Source organism: Streptomyces goshikiensis, assembly GCF_014650555.1.
GTDB lineage: Bacteria > Actinomycetota > Actinomycetes > Streptomycetales > Streptomycetaceae > Streptomyces > Streptomyces goshikiensis.
In genome coordinates, this window is the sequence record NZ_BMVE01000001.1 from 1101758 (window position 1) to 1120178 (window position 18421).

An 18421-nucleotide genomic window follows, 5' to 3' on the forward strand; every position below is an offset into this window, starting at 1 on the left:
GGCCTCTGAGCACCGTCTGACGCCTCCGAGGCGTACGAAAGGGCCGGTACTCCCCCGCTCGGGGGTGGAGTACCGGCCCTTTCGCGGCCCTCTTCTGGCGTTTTGTCAGCCTTTGGTCAGCCGAGGTCCGCCGCCAGCTCGAAGCGGGCGTCGCGCTGCTCCCGGTAGAGGGCCAGCGTCTGCGCGTGCTCCTCCACGAGCCGTTCCTGGTAGGCCTTCTCCACCGCCGCCCAGACGCCGACCAGGTTCACCTCGCGCTTGCACCTCACGTCCGCCGTGGCCACCGCGACCGCCCTGGCGCCTCCCTTGTCGTCCTGCAGGCCGAGCCCGTCGACGACGTCGTACGGGGACTTGATCCCGGTGTAGCCCGACTTGTCCATGCAGGCCGACCACTTGGCGAGCACCCCGGCGACCCGGGAGTCCCGCTTGGAGCGGTCGTGCGCCTCCGAGGCCAGCCCGAACGTGAACAGCAGGTCCACGCTGTCCTTCGTCGGCGCGTAGAGCTTGCGGTACGCCTCCCGGCCGCAGCCGCCGGCCGGCACCCTGCGCCCGCCGACCTCGATGCCGCTGTCCGTCCCCGCCGCCTCCTCCTCGGTGGCGGCGTCGGGGGCCCGCCCGCCGGCCGGGGCGGCGCCGCGCCGTTCGCCGTGCATGACGGCGTACGCGCTGTCGCTCAGCTGCGGGGCGGGCGGTTTCTCCCGCTTTCCCCCGGTCATGCCGGTGGCCGCGCCCTTGTCGTAGCCGTGGGCGGCCGCGTACGCCGGATCGGCGAGCCCGAAGAGGTACCGGTGGCGGTCCTCGGAGGCCGCGCCGGCGGGGCCCGCGGCCGGCCGCGGGCCCTCGTACGCGAACCCGTACCGGGCCATGCACCGCGAGACCAGGCCCTCCTGGACGCGGCCCATCCGCACCGCCTCGGCCTCGGAGTCCGTGTACGCGTCCATGGGCAACGAGATCGAGGCGGTGGCGGGGTTGAGCTCGACCGTGCCGAGCGGCGGCTCACCGCCCCCGGCCGCGCCGCCGCCCGGGTCCGCGCAGCCGGCCAGGAGCGCGGCCGCCAGGGCCGTCGGCAGTGCGGCGGCCAGGACGGCGGGCCGGGGGCGGCGGGCGTTGCGCATCGCGCGGGCTCCTTCGCGGGGTTCGGGTGGCGGTGACCGGGGCTCGGATCAGGGGTGCAGGGTGTAGGTGGAGGAGCTGATCTTGTTCTTGAAGGTGGCCGAGGCGTTGCCCTCGTACTTGGAGGGGATCTCCCCGACGTTCCCGTCGAGGTCCTTGTCGGTGGCCACCTTCCAGGCGTAGGCGTCCCGGTTCCGGTAGGACTCGGTGTTGTCGTTCACGAGGAAACCGGAGCCCGTGCAGGACCCCTTGAACTTGTCGTCGCTGAAGTTCCGGTCCTCGCCATAGAGGTCGAAGACACAGCCCGATCGGCCCGCGTAGTAGAAAAGGCCGAACTCGTCGGCATCCAGGGTGCCGTCCTTGCCCATCGCGGATGCGGAAGCGGCTGATCCAATAAGCACTCCGCCCACCGAGACGACAGCCATAAAGCCCGACGCCAGCCTGCGCATTGCCTTGTTCATCACGCGTTCCTCACTCTTCGGGTGAAATACGGTGCGGGGCGGCGGGCCGCGATCGCGGTTTCCGCCCGGCCGGGATTCAACAGTCCGGCCGGGCGCCACAACAGGCGGTTTCTCGCCTGATGGTCAGTCATGTGACTTGGCTTGCACGCGACTTGTCGCCCGTGATCCGGTCTCCCTACCATCTGGCCGCGCCCTCTGTGCCGCCCCTCCACGGACGCGCGAATTCCACTTCTATCTCCGCAAGGGAATCACCGTCGTGCGCGCACGCCATTTCTGCCCGCCGCCCGCCGCGGCCGCCATCTCCTCCTGCGACTGCCTGAAGAAGGAGGGCTTCTTCGTCCCCACGGAATACGGGGCGCCGCGCGAGGGCGAATCGATACCGCGGAAGGAGGCGGAGCGGGAATGAGGGGGCGGCGCGGGGTATTCGGGGTCGTCGGCGGGGCCGTGCTGATGGCGGCCGGCGCCCTGCTGGCCACGGCGGTGGTGAAATCCCCGGCACAGCTGGCGGCGGAGGCCGGGCCGCCGGCGCAGGGGGTGCTGACCGCGGAGGTGGAGCGGCGGGTGCTCGCGGAGACGGTGGTGACGCGGGGGACGGTGGTCGCGGACCAGAGCGTGACGGTGGCCCCGCCGGGGGTGGTGACGAAGCTGCCGCTGAAGGCCGGGGATCCGGTCGCGGCGGGGCGGCTGCTGGCCGAGGTGTCGGGGCGGCCGGTGTTCGCGCTGCGCGGCGCGGTGCCGATGTACCGGGACCTGGTGCCGGGGGCGACGGGCGACGACGTCGCGCAGGTCCAGGCGGCGCTGCGCGAGCTGGGCCACGGCACGGGCCACGACGCGGCGGGGGTCTTCGGCCCGGGCACGAAGGCGGCCCTCGCGGAGCTCTACCGCGCCGTCGGCTACGCCCCGCTCCCCGCCCTCAAGGACGGCCCGGCCACCGTGAAGGCGGCCCGGGACGCGGTCCGCGCGGCGCGCTGGGCCCTGGAGGACACCGAAACCCCGCCCGAACCCCCCACCCCCGCCCCGTCCTCCCCGACGGCCCCCGGGTCGCCGGGCACCCCGGCCCCGACCGGCAAGCCCGCCGTGGCGGGGTCCGGGGCTGGGGCCGGGGCCGGGGCGGGGGCGGGGGCCGGGAAGGGCGCCGGGCCCGAAGCCAGGGCTGGGTCTGGGTCCGGGGCTGGGTCTGAGGTCGGGGCCGGGAAGGCGCCCGAGCCCGAGGCTGGCGCCGGGACCGGGACCGGGACAGGGTCCGTATCCGGCGCCGGGGCCGGGAAGGGGGTTCGGCGGGAGCGGGAGCGGGCGTTGGAGGCGCTGCGGGAGGCGCAGGAGGGCCTCGCCGCGGCGGAGGCGGCCGACGGGCCGATGCTGCCCGCCGCCGAGGCCGTGTTCCTGCGCGGGTTCCCCGCCCGTGTCGCGGCGGTGGCCGCGCAGGTCGGCGCCACCGTGTCCGGGCCGGTGCTGACCCTGTCCGCCGGGGAGCTCGTCGTGGAGGCCTACCTGAAGGACGACAAGAGGCAGCTGCTGCGCCCCGGGATGCCGGTGGTGATCTCCTCCGAACTCGCGGGCAGCGACACCCGCGGCGCGGTGGCCGTCGTCGCCGCCGAGCGGTCCCCCGCGCCGCAGCCCCCGGGGGGCGACCTCGGCTACCGGATGGTCGTCCGCGCCGGGCAGCCGCTGCCCGCCGGTTTCGCCGGGCAGGACGTACGGCTGACCGTCGAGTCCGCCGCCACCGACGGCGAGGCCCTCGTCGTCCCCGTCACCGCCGTCTCCGCCGGGGCGGACGGCCGTACGGTCGTCACCGCCCGCGCCGCCGACGGCACGCAGCGCCGCGTCGAGGTCCGTACCGGCACCAGCGGCGACGGCTTCATCGCCGTGACCCCGGCCCGGCCGGCCGACCTCGCCCCCGGCACGAAGGTCGTCATCGGCACCGCGCCCGGCGCGGCCGCGCCGCGGGGGGCGGGCAGATGACGGCGCCCGTGATCGAGTTCCGCGGGGTCGGGCTCACCTACCCCGGGCCACCGGCCGTCGCGGCGCTGCGGCCGTGCGATCTGCGCGTCCCGCGCGGTGAGTTCGTCACCGTCGTCGGGCCCTCCGGCTCCGGCAAGTCCACGTTCCTGAACGTCGCCGGGCTGCTCGACTCCCCCACCTGCGGCCGCTACCTCCTCGACGGCATCGACACCGCCGCGCTGCCCGACCGCAGCCGGGCCGCGCTGCGCGGCCGCCGCATCGGGTTCGTCTTCCAGGCCTTCCACCTCCTGCCCCACCGCTCCGCCCTGGAGAACGTCACCCTGGCCATGCTGTACACCGAAGTCCCCCGCAAGGAGCGCCTCGTCCGGGCCCGCGAGGTACTCGCCCAGGTCGGGCTGGCGCACCGCGCCGACGCCGTCCCCGGCCGGCTCTCGGGCGGCGAGCGCCAGCGCGTGGCCATCGCCCGGGCCCTCGTCGGCAGGCCCTCGCTGCTGCTCTGCGACGAGCCGACCGGCAATCTGGACTCCGCGAACGCCGCCTCCGTGCTCGCCCTGCTGGACGAGCTGCACGGCGCCGGGATGACCGTCGTCGTCATCACCCACGACCCCGGGGTCGCCGCCCGCGGCCACCGGACGGTCACCCTCCACGACGGACGGCTCCGCGCGTGACCCCTCCCGTCCGCACCACCCGGCTGTCCGCCCGCGACACCCTCTCCGAGGCGCTCGCCGGGATCCTGCGCCGCCCCGGCCGGGCCGTGCTCACCGCGCTCGGCACCGTCCTCGGCGTCGGCAGCTTCGTGGCCGTGCTGGGGCTCACCGCCACCCTCTCCTCCCGGATCGACGGCCGCTTCAACCTCCTGACCGCCACCGAGGTGAGCGTCCAGGACGTCGCCGCCGAGCACGACGAGTTCGCCGGTCCCGCCTTCCCCGCCGACGCCGAGCAGCGGCTGCGCCAGGTCGCCGGCATCGCGCACGCCGGGGTCCTGTGGACCGTACGGCTGGACCCCGGGACCGCCGTCGGCTCGCTCCCCACCGGCGCCGGCGCCGGCGCGGCGGAGGGCGGGGCCGGGGGCGGGGGCACCGCCGTCGTCGCCGCCTCCCCCGGGGCCGTCGCCGCCCTCGCGCCCACCCTGCGGCAGGGCCGGCTCTACGACGAGTTCGCCGAGCGGACGCACCAGCGCGTCGCCGTCCTCGGCAGCGGCGTCGCCGACCGCCTCGGCATCACCACCCTCGCCACCCGCCCCGTCGTCCACATCGGCCAGGAGCCGTTCACGGTGGCCGGGATCATCGCGGACGTCGAGCGCAGGCCCGAGCACCTGCTGTCGGTGCTGGTCCCCCGCGCCACCGCCGAGGAGCTGTGGGGGCCGCCCGGGCCGGCCTCCGCGAGCCTGCTGATCGACACCGAGCTCGGGGCCGCCCGGCAGGTCGCCGGCCTCGTCCCGCTCGCCCTGCGCCCCGACCACCCCGAGTACCTGAAGGCCGTACCGCCGCCCGATCCCCGGGTGCTGCGCTCCGGGGTGACCTCCGACCTCAGCGCGCTGTTCCTGCTGCTCGCCGGGATCTGCCTGGTCATCGGCGCGGTCGGGATCGCCAACACCACCCTGGTCGCCGTCCTGGAGCGGACCGGGGAGATCGGGCTGCGGCGCGCGCTCGGCGCCCGGGGTCGGCACGTGTGGGCGCAGTTCCTCACCGAGTCCGCCGCCCTGGGCGCGCTCGGCGGGCTGGTCGGCACCGCCCTCGGCGAACTCACCGTCGTCGGGGTGTCCCTGGTCCGCGACTGGACCCCGGTCATCCACCCGGCCACCGTCGCCGCCGCCCCGCTCGCCGGGCTGCTCACGGGGCTGCTGGCCGGTCTCCATCCCGCCTGGCGGGCGGCCCGTATCGAACCGGCCGAGGCTTTGCGAAGATAGCGGGGCATGTCTGACCGAATGACCCCTGGAGGTGGTGGTCCCGTGATCACCGAACCGTACGAGGACCAGGGCACCGGCGACCCCACCGCCGTCCCGGCCGCCGCCGGGCTCGCGCTCCTCGCGATCGGCGGCTGGCTCCTGACCACCGCCCGCCCCTGGAACGGCCCGGGCCACCCCGTCACGCTCGGCGTGGGCTGGGCGGCCTCGGCGGCGCTGCTGCTCGGCGGCCTGGCCCTGCTGACCCGCTGCGTCCGCACGGTGCACGAAGCCCCGCAGGAGCACACCCCGCCCCAGGACGCCCCGACCCCGCCCCGCCCCACCACCTAGCGCCGGGGCCGGCCGGCACCCGCCGGCCGGCCCGCGCCGCGTCAGGCCTTCGGGGCCACCTTCGAGAGGCCGTTGATGACGCGGTCCATCGCGTCGCCGCCCGTGGGGTCGGTCAGGTTGGCCAGCATCTTCAGCGTGAACCGCATCAGCACCGGGTGGGTCAGGCCGCGCTGGGCGGCGATCTTCATGACCTTCGGGTTGCCGATCAGCTTCACGAAGGCGCGGCCCAGCGTGTAGTAGCCGCCGTAGGTCTCCTTGAGCACCTTCGGGTAGCTGTGCAGGGCCAGCTCGCGCTGGGCCGGGGTGGCCCGGGCGTGCGCCTGCACGATGACGTCGGCCGCGATCTGGCCCGATTCCATCGCGTAGGCGATGCCCTCGCCGTTGAACGGGTTGACGAGCCCGCCCGCGTCGCCGACCAGCAGCAGGCCCTTGGTGTAGTGCGGCTGCCGGTTGAAGGCCATCGGCAGGGCCGCGCCCCGGATGGGCTGCGTCATGTTCTCCGGGGTGTAGCCCCAGTCCTGCGGCATCGAGGCGCACCAGGCCTTGAGGACCTCGCGCCAGTCCAGCTCCTTGAAGGCGGAGGAGGAGTTGAGGATGCCGAGGCCGACGTTGGAGGTGCCGTCGCCCATGCCGAAGATCCAGCCGTAGCCGGGCAGCAGCCGGTCCTGCGCGCCGCGCCGGTCCCACAGCTCCAGCCAGGACTCCAGGTAGTCGTCGTCGTGGCGGGGCGAGGTGAAGTACGTACGGACGGCGACGCCCATCGGGCGGTCCTCGCGCCGGTGCAGGCCCATCGCCAGCGACAGCCGCGAGGAGTTGCCGTCGGCGGCGACCACGAGCGGGGCGCTGAAGGTGACGGCGGTCTTCTCCTCGCCGACCTTCGCCTGCACACCGGTGATGTGGCCGGTGCGCGGGTCGCGGACGGGCTCGCCGACGTTGCAGCGCTCGTACAGCCGGGCGCCGGCCTTCTGGGCCTGGCGGGCGAGGGTCTCGTCGAAGTCGTCGCGCTTGCGGACGAGTCCGTAGTCCGGGTAGGAGGCGAGTTCCGGCCAGTCCAGCTGGAGCCGCTGGCCGCCGCCGATGATCCGCAGGCCCTTGTTGCGCAGCCAGCCGGCCTCTTCGGAGATGTCGATGCCCATCGCGACCAGCTGCTTCGTGGCGCGCGGGGTCAGGCCGTCGCCGCACACCTTCTCGCGCGGGAACGCGGTCTTCTCCAGGAGCAGGACGTCCAGTCCGGCCTTGGCGAGGTAGTAGGCCGTGGTGGAGCCGGCGGGCCCGGCCCCGACGACGATCACATCCGCGGAGTGTTCGGAGAGGGGCTCGGTCACTGCGGGGTCTCCCGAAGGCTCGATAAAGGGTGCCCAACGGCACAGGACATGTCGCAGTCTATGCAGCGGAAGAGATCGCGATCCGAAGGGCTGCCCCTGTGACCACCTCGCCGACCCGGCCGCTGCTCCCGGCCGTACAGCTCCGCGTGCCCACTGACGAGGACGCGCACGCCTGGCACACCGTCTTCGACGACACCGACGTCATGGAGTTCCTCGGCGGCCCCGCCGAACTGTCCGTCTACGAGGAGTTCACGGCGCGCCAGCGCATGCACGACGCCCAGCTCGGCTACTGCATGTGGACGCTGCTGGACGCGCAGGGGGCGGTGATCGGGTTCACCGGCGCCCAGCCGTGGCCCCGCAAGGAGTGGGGACCGGTCGGGGAGATCGAGATCGGCTGGCGGCTGGGCCGCTCCGCGTGGGGCAAGGGGTACGCGTACGCCGCCGCGCTGGCCACCCTCGACCGGCTCCGCGAGGCGGGGGTTCCGTACGTGGTCGCGATGATCGACGCCCGGAACACGCGTTCCGTGGCGGTGGCGGAGCGGCTCGGCATGGACCTCGCCGAGGAGTTCCTCACCCCGGGCGGCAACCCGGGCCGCCGCTACGCGCTGTCCCTCGCCTGACGGGGGCGTGGCGCCACGCCCCGCGCGGCGCCACGCCTTGTGTGAGCCCCTGCGAGCCGCGCGGGCCGTGCGGGCCGCGCGTCAGAAGACGGACAGGCCCGTCAGGGTGGTGAAGCGGTCCAGGGCGGCCACGCCCGCGACCGAGTTGCCCTGGGAGTCCAGGCCGGGGCTCCAGACCGCCAGGGTGCAGCGGCCGGGGACGACCGCGACGATGCCGCCGCCGACACCGCTCTTGCCCGGCAGGCCGACCCGGTAGGCGAACTCCCCCGCCGCGTCGTACGTCCCGCAGGTCAGCATCACCGCGTTGATCTGCTTCGCCCCGCTCCGCGTCAGCAGCCGGGTGCCGTCGGCGCGCAGCCCGTGCCGGGCCAGGAACCGCCCCGCGCGGGCCAGGTCGGCGCAGCTCATCTCGATGGAGCACTGCCAGAAGTAGTGGTCCAGCAGCGCCGGCACGGGGTTGTCGATGTTCCCGTACGAGGCCATGAAGTGGGCCAGGGCCGCGTTGCGGTCCCCGTTCTCCTGCTCGGAGGCGGCCACCTCCGCGTCGAAGCCGACCTCGGGGTTGCCGCTCTCCTCCCGCAGGAACTCCAGCAGCTCGCTGCTCGCGTCGCCCGTCAGGGTCTGGAGCCGGTCGGTCACCACGAGCGCGCCCGCGTTGATGAACGGGTTGCGCGGGATGCCGTTCTCGTACTCCAGCTGCACGAGCGAGTTGAACGGGTTGCCGGACGGCTCCCGGCCCACCCGCTCCCACAGGCTGTCGCCGCCCTCCGCGAGCGCCAGGGCCAGGGCGAACACCTTGGTGATGGACTGCGCGGAGAACGGGACCCGCCAGTCCCCGACCCCGAAGACGTTCCCTTCGAGGTCGGCGATCGCCATCCCGAACTGCGCGGGGTCCACGGTCGCGAGCGCCGGAATGTACTCGGCGGGTGTTCCGCTGCCCACCAGCGGGGCGATGTCCGCCTCGATCCGCTCCAGCAGCCGCTGGTAGTCCACGTGCGTGCTACGCCTTGGTGCCGCGGTGCAGCGCCACGATGCCACCGCTCAGGTTCCGCCAGGCCACCTTCGACCAGCCGGCCTTCTGGAGCAGCTGGGCCAGCGCGGGCTGGTCCGGCCAGGCGCGGATGGACTCGGCGAGGTACACGTACGCGTCGGGGTTGGAGGACACCGCGCGGGCCACCGGCGGCAGGGCCCGCATCAGGTACTCGGTGTAGACCGTCCGGAAGGGGGACCAGGTGGGCTGCGAGAACTCGCAGATCACGACCTGCCCGCCCGGCTTGGTGACCCGGTACAACTCGCGCAGCGCCGCGTCGGTGTCCTGGACGTTGCGCAGCCCGAAGGAGATCGTCACGGTGTCGAAGACGTCGTCCTTGAACGGCAGCCGCGTCGCGTCGCCGGCGGTCAGCGGCAGCCAGGCGTGCCGCTTCTTGCCCTCGCGGAGCATGCCGAGGGAGAAGTCGCAGGGGACGACGTACGCGCCGGTCGCGGCGAAGGGCAGCGAGGAGGTCGCGGTTCCGGCGGCCAGGTCCAGCACCGTGTGCCCGGGGCGCGCGCCGACCGCCTTGGCGACCTCCTTGCGCCACAGCCGGGCCTGGCCGAGGGAGAGGACGTCGTTGGTGAGGTCGTAGTTCGCCGCCACACCGTCGAACATCGAGGCGACTTCGTGCGGCTGCTTTTCCAGGGAAGCCCTTGTCACTGGCGTTCGCCCCTCGGTGTGCGATGCGGATCGGCGGTCAACGCACCCATCTTCGCAGGCCCGGCCCGCCGCCCGCGCCGGGCCCCACGGGCCGGGGCCTTGCGCCGCGCCGCGGATCGGCCCGGCACAACTGGCCTGGAGGACAGTTACGCGGGGCGGCGCCCGCCCCGTTGACTGGCCGCGGGCAGCCGGTCGGCCGGGGCGGTGATCGCCGGTACGCCGCGGGCGCCGCCCGGGGTCACACTCGGTGGCCCTCCATGAACAAAGGGCTTCACACCATGCCGGCAGGCCATACCACCGGTCGTTCCAGCAGCCGCTCCACCGGCCGCTCCACCGGCGCCCCCGCCACCCGCGCCGGGCGCCGGGCCGCCGAACGCCGCAAGCGGCTGCGCCGTACGGTCATGGGCTCGGCGGCGCTCGTCGCACTGATGGGCACCGCGTACGCCCTGGCCCCGGCGAGCGGGACCAAGGCCGTCGCGGAGGGCCGCGCGGCCCCGGAGTCCGGGGCGGAGGCGGGCCCCTCGCCGGCGGCGGGCGGTGTGGTGGGCGGGGCGCCGAGCGCACAGGGCGGCCAGGGCCCGACGGCCCCCTCGGCGGCTACGAGCGGCACACCCGGTTCCGCCTCCTCGCCGGCCGGTACCCCCTCCGGCGGCGCTTCGGCCTCCGCGTCGTCCTCGCCGTCGGCCTCGGCCTCCGCGCCCGTCCCCACGACCGGTCCCGGCACCTTCGGGGCCTCCTCCGCGTCGGGGCAGCCCCAGGGCAAGGGCCCCGTACGGCGCTGGCGGGTCGAGGTGGAGGAGGGCAGCGGGGTGGACCCGGACACCGCCGCCCGGTCCGTCGAGGCGATCCTCGGGGACGAGCGGGGCTGGATCAAGGACCCGGCGTACGGGTTCCAACTGGCCGGAGCCGGACAGCCGGTGGACTTCACCGTGAAGATCGCCACGCCCACCACCACCGACCGGCTGTGCGAGGTGGTCACCCCCGAGCTCAAGGGCGAGACCAACTGCCGGGCCGGTCACACGGTGGTGGTGAACCTCAAGCGCTGGCAGAAGGGATCTCCGCAGTTCAGCGGCCCGGTGGAGGAGTACCGGGCGCTGATCGTCAACCACGAGGTGGGGCACGAGATCGGCCGCGAGCACGAGACCTGCCCGGGGCCGGGGCAGCCGGCGCCCGCGATGATGCAGCAGATCAAGGGGCTGCTCGGCTGTACGGCGAACGCCTGGCCGTTCGACCGGAAGGGAACCTACCTGTCGGGCCCGCGCGTCCTCTAGGACACAGGAAGAGCCGGTGACCCGACCCCCGGGGCAGCGGCCGGGGGCGAGGAGTGGGAACCGTGCGCGTCGTCAGCTTCAGCGTCCCGGCCTGGTTTCCGCCCCGCGGCGGGGAGGAGGTGCGGGGCGAGGTCCAGCTGACCGAGCAGGAGTCGGCCGTGTTCCTGTGCCTGGCGACCGGCGCCTCGAACGCGGAGCTGGCCGGCGAGCTGCAACTGTCCGTCAGCACGGTCAAGTTCCACGTCCACAACATACGGGCCAAGCTGGGCGGGATCAGCCGCCTCCAGGCCTGCCTGCTGGCCGCCCTGGCCCGCGAGGGCACCAGACCCGGCGGCCTTAGCGGCGGCGGTGCAGCAGCCGTCCCCCGATGACCGTGGCCACGCAGGTGGTCGCGCCCCGGGCCAGCAGCTCTGCCGGGTCCGCGACGGCGAAGGCCGCGAAGCGGGCCGGAGCGCCCGCTTCCAGCAGCCCGTGGAAAGCCTCCGCGGCCGACTCCCGCCCGGCGAACGGGTCCAGAGAGGGCTCCGGCGAGGGCTCCGCTCCGGTGGCGGCGGCCGGGGGCAGGACCGCCAGCCCCGAGCGGGCCACCGCCGTCCGCACCGCCGGGATCGCGAACCGCCCCGTCACCGCCACCACCCCGCGCGCCAGCAGCTTCTGCGTGCCGCGCCGGGCGCTGTGCCCCCAGCGGGCCTCGGTGAGCTTGAGGTCGGCCAGCGCGGCCTCCCCGCCGATCGGGTCGGCGCCGAGCTCGGTGACCTCGTACGGATCGTCCGGGTAGTACGTCCGCTCCAGCAGGGTGTCCCCGCCGCGCACCAGCAGGCCCGGGGTCAGCACTCCGGGCCAGCGCCGGACCCGCGCGTGCGGGCAGGCCGCCGCGAGCTCCTCGTACGGCCCGAGGCGGGCGATCAGATCGCCCTCGACCAGGACGGCGCCACCGGGCAGCGCGGCGGAGCGCGCCCCCGGGACGAGGAGTTCGGCGGTGTGGAGCGTCAGCACGGGCGCGTCAGTTGGCGGAGATGAGCTTCAGCTCGGGGTGCGCCGTGCCGCCCTCGATGGCCGTGGAGGAGATGTGCGAGACCACGCGGTCGTCGACCGGGTCGTTCGCCGGGTCGTCGTGCACCAGGAGGTGCTCGTACGTGGTCGCGCGCTGCGCCGGGACGCGGCCCGCCTTGCGGATCAGCTCGATGATCTCCATGCGGTTGGAGCGGTGCTTGGCACCGGCCGAGGAGACGACGTTCTCCTCCAGCATGATCGAGCCGAGGTCGTCCGCGCCGTAGTGCAGCGAGAGCTGGCCCGCCTCCTTGCCGACGGTCAGCCAGGAGCCCTGGATGTGGGCGATGTTGTCGAGGAAGAGGCGCGCGATCGCGATCATGCGCAGGTACTCGAACACCGTGGCCTGGGTGCGGCCCTTGAGGTGGTTGTTCTCGGGCTGGTACGTGTACGGGATGAAGGCGCGGAAGCCGCCGGTGCGGTCCTGCGTGTCCCGGATCATCGCGATGTGCTCGATGCGCTCGGCGTTGGTCTCGCCGGTGCCCATCAGCATGGTGGAGGTGGACTCCACGCCCAGCTTGTGGGCGATCTCCATGATCTCCAGCCAGCGCTCGCCGGACTCCTTGAGCGGGGCGATCGCCTTGCGCGGCCGCGCGGGGAGCAGTTCGGCGCCGGCGCCCGCGAAGGAGTCGAGGCCCGCGGCGTGGATGCGCTGGATGGCCTCCTCCGCCGAGACGCCCGAGATGCGGGCCATGTGATCGACCTCGGACGCGCCGAGGGAGTGGATGACCAGCTGCGGGAACGCCTTCTTGATGGCGGAGAAGTGGTGCTCGTAGTACTCGACGCCGTAGTCCGGGTGGTGCCCGCCCTGGAACATGATCTGGGTGCCGCCGAGCTCCACGGTCTCCGCGCAGCGGCGCAGGATGTCGTCGAGGTCCCGGGACCAGCCCTTCTTCTTGTCCTTGGGGGCCGCGTAGAAGGCGCAGAACTTGCAGGCCGTCACGCACACGTTGGTGTAGTTGATGTTCCGCTCGATGATGTACGTCGCGATGTGCTCGGTACCCGCGTAGCGGCGGCGGCGCACCGCGTCGGCGGCCTGGCCGAGCGCGTGCAGCGGAGCGTGGCGGTAGAGGTCGAGCGCCTCTTCCTTGGTGATCCGGCCCCCCGCGGCGGCGCGGTCGAGGACAGACTGGAGAGCTGCCTGGTCAGTCACCGGTGCGTCACCTTTCGGCGGTGGGTCAAGGCGGAGGGCCAAGGAATCACGGGGTCGGACCGATCCAGCGTACGCCAGCGGCCGTGGCCGCGGATCAGGGGCTACGGGTCAGGTCGCCCTCCGGGTTCCCCGCCGGGCCGTCGCCCGACTTGTAGTGCAGTGTCCCGTTCTCGTTGAGGGTGAAGCGCTCGTCGGCCGAGCCGCCCGAACAGATGCCGGGGGCCGGGTTGGTGTTGCCGGAGGTGTCCAGGACGAGGGAGCGGTCGGTGGCGGAGGTCAGCTTCCAGTCCCCGCCGCAGTCGGTGCCGAGGACGTCGAGGACGGACTTGTCGCGGCCCACGACCTCGCCGACCCTGCCGGACCTGATGGTGATCTCGAACTCGGTCGCGACGCCCAGGCGGGCGGTGGTGACGGTGCCCTTCCAGGTGCCGGTGAGTTCCTTCGGGACGTCCGCGCGGGTGCCCTTGGGGGGCGTGGCGCCCGGCCCGGCGCTGCCCGCCGGGGCCGGGGCGGAGGCGGAGGCGGAGGGCCTGGCGGCGCCGTCGGCCAGGTTCCTGTCCCCGTCCCCCTGGCCGGGCAGCAGCCCCATCCCGTACAGCCCGCCGGACAGCACGGCGAGGACCGCGGCCGCCGCGAGGACGAGGGTGCAACTGAAGCGCCGGCCCGCCGCGCTGACGGAGACCCGGTGCCCGGCCGCCGGGTCCCCGGGCGCGGTCCGCGGCTGTGGGACGGCGCCGGGACCGGAGCCCGCGGCGCTCTCGGTGGGGCTGCCGTAGGGGCCGGCGCCGTACGAGGCGTCCGCCGGGCCGAAACCTCCGGCCGCCGGGCTCCCGTAGGAGGAGGCCGTGAACGGCACCGGCCCCGAAGGGAACTCCCGGGACGCCGCGGCCACGGGCCAGGGGTCCGCCGATCCGGCTCCCGCACCGGCTCCCGCACCGGCTCCCGTCCCCGCTTCCGCGAGGCCTCCGGCGGGGCCGGCCTCCAGGTCCAGCAGCGCCACGGCGGCCCGGCTGGCCTCCTCGACCAGCGGCGCGGGCAGCCAGCCGGGGGCGCCGAGCGCGCCGCCGAGGGCGTCCGCGAGGGCCCGCGGCTCCGGCCGGTCGGCGGCCGTCTTGGCCAGACAGGCGGCGACCAGCTCGCGCAGCTGCCCGGGCTCGATCGCGCCCAGCTCCGGCGGCTCGTGGACCACCTTGTAGAGGAGGGTGGCGGAGTTGTCCCCGGTGAAGGGGGGCCGCCCGGACGCCGCGAAGGCCAGGACGGCGCCGAGGGAGAACACGTCGGCGGCGGCCGTGACCCCCTTGCCGAGGATCTGCTCGGGCGACATGTACCCGGGCGAGCCGATGGAGACCCCGGTGGAGGTCAGCGAGGCCGTCCCGTCGGTGGCCCGGGCGATCCCGAAGTCGATGAGCCGGGGTCCGTCGAGGGTCAGCATCACGTTCGACGGCTTCACGTCCCGGTGGACCAGGCCCAGCCCGTGCACCGCCACCAGGGCGCGGGCCAGCCCCGCGCCGACGGCCCGTACGCAGGCCTGCGGAAGCGGTCCGTGCGAGGCCACCGCCCGGTCCAGCGAGGGCCCGGCGACGTACCCGGTGGCCACCCACGGCACGGGGGCGTCCGGGTCCGCGTCGAGTACGGGCGCGGTCCACTCCCCGCCGACCCGCCGCGCGGCCTCCACCTCGCGGCGGAACCGGGCGCGGAACTCCTCGTCGGAGGCGAAGTGCGGGTGCACGATCTTGACCGCGACGGTCCGGCCGCCGGCGCTGCGGCCGAGGTAGACCCGCCCCATGCCGCCCGCCCCGAGCCGGCCGAGCAGCCGGTACGCGCCGATGGTCCGCGGTTCGCCGGCTTCGAGCGGCTGCATCGCGTCCCCCTCCCCCGTGAGTACGTCCTGCGTCCTGTGGCTTTGGCCAGACAGCACCTTAGGGCGGAGCGGGAGGGATCTCCTACGGTTGCGCGGAGCCGTGCCCGAAGGCCGTCGCACAACCCGCGCCCCACGAACCCCACGCACATCGAACGCATTCCGCCAAGGGCTACACGATGCCGAAAGGGGAACGAATTCCCGGTAACCGGAATATTCGATTTCGCGCGGTCGCGCCGGGCGGGGCATAAGCGCGATCAATGGCCGGGGATCAATGCCCCGCGATCATTGCCCCGTGATCAATGGCTCGCCTCGACCGCCGCCAGAAGCTCCACCGCGATGTCGGCGGGATAGCCGGTCGTCGCTCCCGTGCGGCGCGCGAATTCCCGGACGCCGGCCAGTTGCTCCGGTCCGAAGCGGAAGTCGAGGGTGGTGAAGTACCGCTCCAGCAGCTCCGCGTCGAAGGCCTCCCAGCGGGCCGCCTGCTCGGCGACCTTGGTGACCTCCTCCAGGGAGACGTCCCGGGAGGCGAGGAAGGCCTCGTGCACCTTGCGGACGACGACGGGCTCCCGGGCCAGGTAGTCCTTGCGGGCGGCCCAGACGGCGAAGACGAACGGCAGCCCCGTCCACTCCTTCCACATCTGACCCAGGTCGTGCACGGCGAGGCCGAGCCGGGGCGCGTCGTGCAGCGAGGCGCGCAGCGCGGCGTCGCCGATGAGCACCGCCGCGTCCGCCTCCTGCATCATCAACCCCAGGTCAGGGGGGCAGGTGTAGTAGTCGGGGCGCACCCCGTACTGCTCGGCGAGCAGCAGCTGGGCGAGCCGGACGGAGGTCCGGGAGGTCGATCCGAGGGCCACGCGGGCGCCGTCCAGCTGCTCCAACGGCACCTGGGAGACGATCACACAGGACATGACGGGGCCGTCACAGCCGACCGCCAGATCGGGGAACGCGACGAGCTGGTCGGCGTTGCGGAGGAACTCCACGAGGGTGATCGGGGCGATGTCCAGCTCGCCCCGGACGAGCCGCTCGCTCAGCTTCTCGGGGGTGTCCTTGGTCAGTTCCAGGTCCAGCAGCGTGCCGGTTCTGGCCAGCCCCCAGTACAGGGGCAGGCAGTTCAGGAACTGGATGTGGCCGACGCGGGGCCGGCTGCGATAGACGTCCACATCGCGAGACTAGCCGCCGTGTGTTCGTCAGCCTTCCCGCGGGTCTCAAACGTCCGGGTGACGTGATCTTTCCCTCTGGTCTCGGCCGCAGGGTGCATGCTAGGCTCGACGCAAGTTGCAGTTTGGTTTCCCTTGCAGTACGAGGCCTGCGGAGAATGTGACCCGCAGGCTTTTGTAGTTTTCAGACTTCTTAGCAGGTTCTGGAGCAGGGCGACCCTTTGGCCCATAGGAGGGCTCATGGCTACCGGAACCGTGAAGTGGTTCAACGCTGAAAAGGGCTTCGGCTTCATCGCCCAGGACGGCGGCGGCCCGGATGTCTTCGTCCACTACTCCGCGATCAACGCCTCTGGCTTCCGCTCCCTGGAGGAGAACCAGCTGGTGAACTTCGACGTCACGCAGGGTCCGAAGGGCCCGCAGGCGGAGAACGTCACCCCGGCCTAGTCGCCTGGGCCAACCGGATCGCGGTTGGATTAGCAGTACCCAAGGAGCCCTTCCTCTCCCGCGCGAGCGAGAGCGGCAGGGCTCCTGCCTTTTCCCGGGTGGACCTCCGGATGGGCCTCCGGGTGAGCCTCCGGGTGGGCCGGGAGAACGGCGGAGCCCCCGGCGAGATCCCCGCAAGGGGCTCGCCGGGGGCTCCCGGTGTACGTCAGTACGTCATACGTCGCTACGCCTGCGGGGCCGGCGCGGCCGTGACCTTGACCTCCAGGACGAGGGCGACGCCCTCGGCCGTGAGGATCCGCAGGTGGTACGTCCCCGGCAGCGTCTCCGGCGCCGTGAACAGCTCCGGCAGCACGAGCTTGCCGTCGGCCCCGGTGGCGGCCGGCTCGATCACCGTGAGCTTCTCGGCGCCGTCCTTGCCGCCCTTGAAGTACGGCCCCTTCGCGGCGGCTTCCGGCTTCACCGGCTGCCACTTCCCGGCTTCGTCCTTCTCCACCAGCCCGGCCGTGGTCTTCAGGCCGGTGACCGGCTGACCCGCGGCCGTCGCGAACAGCTCCACGCCCGTGAGGGACTTGCCGACGACCACGTCGAGCTGCTCCGTGCCCTTGCGGGCGAGCACCACCGGCGCGGCCGTGACGGTGCCCTTGAAGGTCACGGTGTACTCGTTCACGGAGCCGTACGCCGTGGCCCGCAGGGTGAACGTGCCCCCCTTCAGGCCCGCCTTGAGGCCCGGCGCGGCCGCGATGCCCTGGTCGTCCGTGCGGACCACGAGGCTGTCCGACGTACCGAAGCGGGTGGCCCCGGTGGTGTCGTCGCCGACCACGAACACGACGACCTGGTTCTTCGCGGGCTTGCCGTCGCTGAGCAGCGCCTTGACCTTCGGCGCCGCCGTGAACGCGGACCCGGCCTCGGCCGTGATCCCCGATGCGCCGACCAGTTCCACCTTGGCCAGGGTGGCCGCCGGCGGAGTGGTGGGCGTCGTCGGCGTGGTCGGCGTCGTGGGAGTGGTCGGCGTGGTCGGCGTGGTCGGCTTCGACGGCTCGGCGGGCGGGGTCGTCGGCTTCGCCGGGGTCGTCGGCTTCGCCGGGGTCGTCGGCGTGGCCGGCTTCGACGGGGCCGGCGTCGGGTTCGGCGTGGGCCGCGTCACCGGCTGCCGCGGCGGCGTCGGGGTCGGCAGCGTCCCCGTCACCGGCGGTGTCGGGTAGTTCCCGACGGGCGGGTTCGGGATCTCGGAGACCCCGCCGTCCTTGTACTGCTTCATGTAGCCGAGCACCGTGTTCACGTACTCGCGCGAGTTGTTGTAGCTCAGGATCGCCCGGTCGAGGGCGGCCGGGTCCGACAGGTCGCGGTCGCCCGCGCACAGGTACAGGCCCGCGCCCAGCGCCGCGTCGTAGATGTTGTTCGGGTCGCGCTTGGTGTCTCCGTTGCCGTCCGCTCCCCACTTCTTCCACGTGGAGGGGATGAACTGCATCGGGCCCACGGCCCGGTCGTACGAGGTGTCCGCGTCCCACTCGCCCTGGTCGGTGTCGCGCACCTCGGCGAAGCCGTTGCCGTCCAGGCGCGGTCCGCGGATCGGCTTGTCGGTGGAGCCGTCGGGCTTGAGGCCGTAGCCGGAGGCGTGCACGGACTCGACCCGGCCTATGCCCGCGAGGAGTTGCCACGGCAGCTTGCAGCCGGGCAGCGCGGCGGCCACCGACAGTTCCGCGCGCTTGTACGCGTCGAGGGCGGTGCCGGGTATGCCGCTGGCTCCGCCGGGCGCCGTGGTCGTCGGCGGGACCTGCGGGTCCGCCACCGGTGCGGGCAGATCCAGCCGGGCGTCACCGCGGTCGGTGGCCTGGGGGCTGTCCGGGCTCGGCTCGGACTCGCCCGCGTCGGCGGTGGACGGGGTGGTCGCCACGGCGGCAGTGGTCAGGCTGGCCGCGAGCGCAGCGGTGCACAGCACCTTGCGAGAGGTGTTGACGAGGTGGCGGTGAAGCGGCTTCACAGTGCGTAAATCCCCCCAGGGCGGCCAGCGTCGCGTCCGGCCGGTCGAGCCATGAATGTTCTGTCTATCAGGTATTCGCACCCGACTTGCCGTC

At 73.7% G+C, this 18421-nt stretch carries 19 protein-coding genes; 9 read left to right on the forward strand and 10 right to left on the reverse strand.

What is annotated here, in order from left to right:
- Positions 1-116: 116 nt before the first annotated feature.
- Together IE248_RS05115 and IE248_RS05120 are read right to left on the reverse strand one after the other, a co-directional pair.
- A complete protein-coding gene (locus tag IE248_RS05115) occupies positions 117-1115 on the reverse strand; it encodes a hypothetical protein (protein ID WP_190030018.1) in 999 nt (332 codons plus the stop codon).
- Between the two features lie 48 nt (positions 1116-1163).
- A complete protein-coding gene (locus IE248_RS05120; RefSeq protein ID WP_124289194.1) occupies positions 1164-1574 on the reverse strand; it encodes a hypothetical protein in 411 nt (136 codons plus the stop codon).
- A 256-nt stretch (positions 1575-1830) separates the two neighbouring features.
- On the opposite strand from IE248_RS05120, the gene IE248_RS05125 reads away from it, so the two are divergent.
- Genes IE248_RS05125 through IE248_RS05145 form a run of 5 tightly spaced genes read left to right on the forward strand, consistent with a single transcriptional unit; the run spans position 1831 to position 5772 of the window.
- Complete coding sequence (locus tag IE248_RS05125) at positions 1831-1980, forward strand: hypothetical protein (RefSeq protein ID WP_190030019.1); 150 nt, start codon at positions 1831-1833, stop codon at positions 1978-1980.
- Complete coding sequence (locus IE248_RS05130; RefSeq protein ID WP_190030020.1) at positions 1977-3536, forward strand: RND family efflux transporter; 1560 nt, start codon at positions 1977-1979, stop codon at positions 3534-3536. The genes IE248_RS05125 and IE248_RS05130 overlap by 4 nt, the downstream gene beginning before the upstream one ends.
- Positions 3533-4204 carry an ABC transporter ATP-binding protein gene (locus IE248_RS05135; RefSeq protein ID WP_073773839.1) on the forward strand — a complete coding sequence of 224 codons (672 nt, stop codon included), beginning with the start codon at positions 3533-3535 and terminating at the stop codon, positions 4202-4204. Before IE248_RS05130 ends, IE248_RS05135 begins: the two co-directional genes overlap by 4 nt.
- On the forward strand, positions 4201-5445 hold the full coding sequence (locus IE248_RS05140; protein WP_073794595.1) for an ABC transporter permease: 1245 nt from the start codon (positions 4201-4203) through the stop codon (positions 5443-5445). Before IE248_RS05135 ends, IE248_RS05140 begins: the two co-directional genes overlap by 4 nt.
- 42 nt (positions 5446-5487) lie before the next feature.
- The gene (locus tag IE248_RS05145) at positions 5488-5772 is read left to right on the forward strand and encodes a hypothetical protein (RefSeq protein WP_037798000.1); all 285 of its coding nucleotides are present in this window, start codon (positions 5488-5490) and stop codon (positions 5770-5772) included.
- Between the two features lie 41 nt (positions 5773-5813).
- Here the strand turns inward: IE248_RS05145 and IE248_RS05150 are convergent, their stop codons facing one another.
- On the reverse strand, positions 5814-7097 hold the full coding sequence (locus tag IE248_RS05150; protein ID WP_037797999.1) for a geranylgeranyl reductase family protein: 1284 nt from the start codon (positions 7095-7097) through the stop codon (positions 5814-5816).
- 98 nt (positions 7098-7195) lie between these two features.
- On the opposite strand from IE248_RS05150, the gene IE248_RS05155 reads away from it, so the two are divergent.
- Positions 7196-7717 carry a GNAT family N-acetyltransferase gene (locus IE248_RS05155; RefSeq protein WP_190030021.1) on the forward strand — a complete coding sequence of 174 codons (522 nt, stop codon included), beginning with the start codon at positions 7196-7198 and terminating at the stop codon, positions 7715-7717.
- A gap of 81 nt (positions 7718-7798) precedes the next feature.
- Here the strand turns inward: IE248_RS05155 and IE248_RS05160 are convergent, their stop codons facing one another.
- Positions 7799-8710, reverse strand: a complete 912-nt coding sequence (locus tag IE248_RS05160; protein WP_008738456.1) for a glutaminase — start codon at positions 8708-8710, stop codon at positions 7799-7801.
- A gap of 7 nt (positions 8711-8717) precedes the next feature.
- Positions 8718-9410 carry a demethylmenaquinone methyltransferase gene (locus IE248_RS05165; protein WP_008738458.1) on the reverse strand — a complete coding sequence of 231 codons (693 nt, stop codon included), beginning with the start codon at positions 9408-9410 and terminating at the stop codon, positions 8718-8720.
- Positions 9411-9688: 278 nt separating this feature from the next.
- Between IE248_RS05165 and IE248_RS05170 the strand changes: the two genes are divergently transcribed.
- Complete coding sequence (locus IE248_RS05170) at positions 9689-10681, forward strand: DUF3152 domain-containing protein (protein WP_308438126.1); 993 nt, start codon at positions 9689-9691, stop codon at positions 10679-10681.
- Positions 10682-10743: 62 nt separating this feature from the next.
- Positions 10744-11052, forward strand: coding sequence for a response regulator transcription factor (locus IE248_RS05175; protein WP_073794589.1), 309 nt, complete (start codon positions 10744-10746; stop codon positions 11050-11052).
- On the opposite strand, the gene IE248_RS05180 is transcribed toward IE248_RS05175, so the two are convergent.
- The 4 genes from IE248_RS05180 to IE248_RS05195 form a co-directional block, all read right to left on the reverse strand.
- Complete coding sequence (locus IE248_RS05180; protein WP_190030022.1) at positions 11018-11677, reverse strand: imidazolonepropionase-like domain-containing protein; 660 nt, start codon at positions 11675-11677, stop codon at positions 11018-11020. The two genes, IE248_RS05175 and IE248_RS05180, sit on opposite strands and share 35 nt — an antisense overlap.
- A gap of 7 nt (positions 11678-11684) precedes the next feature.
- The gene (gene mqnC, locus IE248_RS05185) at positions 11685-12884 is read right to left on the reverse strand and encodes a cyclic dehypoxanthinyl futalosine synthase (protein WP_190030023.1); all 1200 of its coding nucleotides are present in this window, start codon (positions 12882-12884) and stop codon (positions 11685-11687) included.
- Positions 12885-12978: 94 nt separating this feature from the next.
- A complete protein-coding gene (locus IE248_RS05190; protein WP_190030024.1) occupies positions 12979-14745 on the reverse strand; it encodes a serine/threonine-protein kinase in 1767 nt (588 codons plus the stop codon).
- Between the two features lie 296 nt (positions 14746-15041).
- On the reverse strand, positions 15042-15905 hold the full coding sequence (locus tag IE248_RS05195) for a menaquinone biosynthetic enzyme MqnA/MqnD family protein (RefSeq protein WP_008738467.1): 864 nt from the start codon (positions 15903-15905) through the stop codon (positions 15042-15044).
- A gap of 237 nt (positions 15906-16142) precedes the next feature.
- Between IE248_RS05195 and IE248_RS05200 the strand changes: the two genes are divergently transcribed.
- The gene (locus IE248_RS05200; RefSeq protein ID WP_008738468.1) at positions 16143-16346 is read left to right on the forward strand and encodes a cold-shock protein; all 204 of its coding nucleotides are present in this window, start codon (positions 16143-16145) and stop codon (positions 16344-16346) included.
- A 223-nt stretch (positions 16347-16569) separates the two neighbouring features.
- Here the strand turns inward: IE248_RS05200 and IE248_RS38110 are convergent, their stop codons facing one another.
- Positions 16570-18327, reverse strand: a complete 1758-nt coding sequence (locus IE248_RS38110) for a lytic transglycosylase domain-containing protein (RefSeq protein WP_268254016.1) — start codon at positions 18325-18327, stop codon at positions 16570-16572.
- Positions 18328-18421: the final 94 nt, after the last annotated feature.